The organism is Modestobacter sp. VKM Ac-2977, assembly GCF_026968045.1.
In the GTDB taxonomy this organism is placed as follows: Bacteria; Actinomycetota; Actinomycetes; order Mycobacteriales; family Geodermatophilaceae; genus Modestobacter.
Genome location: NZ_JAPVBQ010000006.1, coordinates 1 through 3,476 on the forward strand (window position 1 = coordinate 1; position 3,476 = coordinate 3,476).

General features: G+C 58.4%; 1 rRNA gene. It reads right to left on the reverse strand.

The features are described from left to right. Nucleotides 1–15: 15 nt before the first annotated feature. Nucleotides 16–3,138: ribosomal RNA gene (locus tag O2V63_RS20670) — 23S ribosomal RNA — on the reverse strand. Nucleotides 3,139–3,476: the final 338 nt, after the last annotated feature.

The window sequence follows — 3,476 nt, forward strand, 5'->3', positions numbered from 1 at the left end:
GGGCTGGATGAGTATGTGGTCAAGCCCTCGGCCTATTAGTACCGGTCAGCTCCACGACTTGCGCCGCTTCCACTTCCGGCCTATCAACCCGCTGGTCTGGGCGGGGGCCTTACCCGGTTGACCCGGTGAGAGACCTCATCTCGAAGCGAGCTTCCCGCTTAGATGCTTTCAGCGGTTATCCCTGCCGAACGTAGCCAACCAGCAGTGCTCCTGGCGGAACAACTGGCACACCAGAGGTTCGTCCGTCCCGGTCCTCTCGTACTAGGGACAGCTCTTCTCAAGTCTCTTACGCGCGCGGCGGATAGGGACCGAACTGTCTCACGACGTTCTAAACCCAGCTCGCGTGCCGCTTTAATGGGCGAACAGCCCAACCCTTGGGACCTACTCCAGCCCCAGGATGCGACGAGCCGACATCGAGGTGCCAAACCATCCCGTCGATATGGACTCTTGGGGAAGATCAGCCTGTTATCCCCGGGGTACCTTTTATCCGTTGAGCGACACCGCTTCCACATGCCGGTGCCGGGTCACTAGTCCCAGCTTTCGCTCCTGCTCGACCCGTCGGTCTCGCAGTCAAGCTCCCTTGTGCACTTGCACTCGACACCTGATTGCCAACCAGGCTGAGGGAACCTTTGGGCGCCTCCGTTACATTTTGGGAGGCAACCGCCCCAGTTAAACTACCCACCTGACACTGTCCCTGATCCGGATCACGGACCGAGGTTAGACATCCAATTCGACCAGAGTGGTATTTCAACGGCGACTCCACGAACACTGGCGTGCCCGCTTCACAGTCTCCCACCTATCCTACACAAGCCGAACCGAACACCAATATCAAGCTATAGTGAAGGTCCCGGGGTCTTTCCGTCCTGCCGCGCGTAACGAGCATCTTTACTCGTAGTGCAATTTCGCCGAGCCTGTGGTTGAGACAGCTGAGAAGTCGTTACGCCATTCGTGCAGGTCGGAACTTACCCGACAAGGAATTTCGCTACCTTAGGATGGTTATAGTTACCACCGCCGTTTACTGGCGCTTGAGTTCTGAGCTTCGCCCCGAAGGACTAACCCGTCCCCTTAACGTTCCAGCACCGGGCAGGCGTCAGTCCGTATACATCGTCTTTCGACTTCGCACGGACCTGTGTTTTTAGTAAACAGTCGCTTCTCACTGGTCTCTGCGGCCACCCACCGCTGCCCCGCGCAAGGCGGTTCACAGCAGATGGCCCCCCTTCTCCCGAAGTTACGGGGGCATTTTGCCGAGTTCCTTAACCACAGTTCGCTCGATCGCCTTGGTATTCTCTACCTGACCACCTGAGTTGGTTTGGGGTACGGGCCGCTAAGAACTCGCTAGAGGCTTTTCTCGGCAGCATAGGATCATCCAATTCGCCTCATTCGGCTATGCGTCGGGCCTCACCCTGTATGCGATGCGGATTTACCTACATCGCGGGCCACACCCTTGCACCGGTACTACCACTCACCGGTAGGACTACCTTCCTGCGTCACCCCATCGCTTGCCTACTACCAGTCCGGGTCCCACGCTCCACTCGATCAGCCCCGAAGGGCAGTCACGAGCTTCGGATGGTTAGCATCGCTGGGTTCAGCATGGGCGTTCTTTCGCGGGTACGGGAATATCAACCCGTTGTCCATCGACTACGCCTGTCGGCCTCGCCTTAGGTCCCGACTCACCCTGGGCGGATTAGCCTGGCCCAGGAACCCTTGGTCATCCGGCGGGGGAGTTTCTCACTCCCCTTTCGCTACTCATGCCTGCATTCTCACTCGTGTGGCGTCCACGGCTGGATCACTCCGCCGCTTCAATCGCCACACGACGCTCCCCTACCCATCCACACACCTGGCCACTGACCGAAATCAGAGACGGGTTCATGTGAATGCCACAGCTTCGGCGGTGTGCTTGAGCCCCGCTACATTGTCGGCGCGGAATCACTTGACCAGTGAGCTATTACGCACTCTTTCAAGGGTGGCTGCTTCTAAGCCAACCTCCTGGTTGTCACTGCGACTCCACATCCTTTTCCACTTAGCACACGCTTAGGGGCCTTAGCTGATGATCTGGGCTGTTTCCCTCTCGACTACGAACCTTATCGCCCGCAGTCTCACTGCCACGCTCTCACTTACCGGCATTCGGAGTTTGGTTGATTTCAGTAACCTTGTGGGGCCCCTAGACCATCCAGTGCTCTACCTCCGGCAAGAAACACGTGACGCTGCACCTAAATGCATTTCGGGGAGAACCAGCTATCACCGAGTTTGATTGGCCTTTCACCCCTACCCACAGCTCATCCCCTCAGTTTTCAACCTAAGTGGGTTCGGTCCTCCACGCGGTCTTACCCGCGCTTCAACCTGGCCATGGGTAGATCACTCGGCTTCGGGTCTAGAGCACGCGACTCAAACGCCCTGTTCGGACTCGCTTTCGCTACGGCTACCCCACACGGGTTAACCTCGCCACGTACCGCTAACTCGCAGGCTCATTCTTCAAAAGGCACGCAATCACCCCCACGCGTAAACGCGCATAAGGCTCTCACGGCTTGTAGGCACACGGTTTCAGGTACTATTTCACTCCCCTCCCGGGGTACTTTTCACCTTTCCCTCACGGTACTTGTCCGCTATCGGTCACCAGGGAGTATTTAGGCTTAGCGGGTGGTCCCGCCAGATTCACACCGAATTTCACGGGCTCGGTGCTACTTGGGATACGACTCGGGAGGCCATGAGTTTTCGTGTACGGGGCTCTCACCCTCTACGGCGACCCCTTCCAGAGGCCTTCCACTAACACATGGCTTTCTGACTCCCTGACAGTTCGGCAGAACCATCTGAATCGTCCCACGACCCCGACCACACAACGCCTGCCGGCTTGGCATGCGATCGGTTTAGCCTCATCCGCTTTCGCTCGCCACTACTCACGGAATCACGGTTGTTTTCTCTTCCTGTGGGTACTGAGATGTTTCACTTCCCCACGTTCCCTCCACACGCCCTATGTGTTCAGGCGCGGGTCACACCACATGACTGGTGCGGGGTTCCCCCATTCGGAAATCCTCGGATCAACGCTCGGTTGACAGCTCCCCGAGGCTTATCGCAGCCTCCTACGTCCTTCATCGGCTCCTGGTGCCCAGGCATCCACCGTGTGCCCTTAACAACTTGACCACACACAACACCCACGCCCGCCCACCACAACACCCCCGCACCCCGAGCGTGAACCCAGGATCGGTGAGCGATGTACGCGGACCAGCGCGGATATCCAGAACAATACTTACAAGATGCTCGCGTCCACTGTGCAGTTCTCAAAGTACGGAAGATGACCCACCATCCGCCACCGCCAGCCCCAGAACACATCCGGGCGGTACGACGACAAGCAGGCCTCCCACAGAGCAAGCAACCCGACCCCACCAGGGCCGGCCCACTCCCTCAGGACCCAACAGCGTGCCTACGACCAGACCCACCCCACCACCCCGCTCCACACCCTCACCCACTTCCGAAGAAGC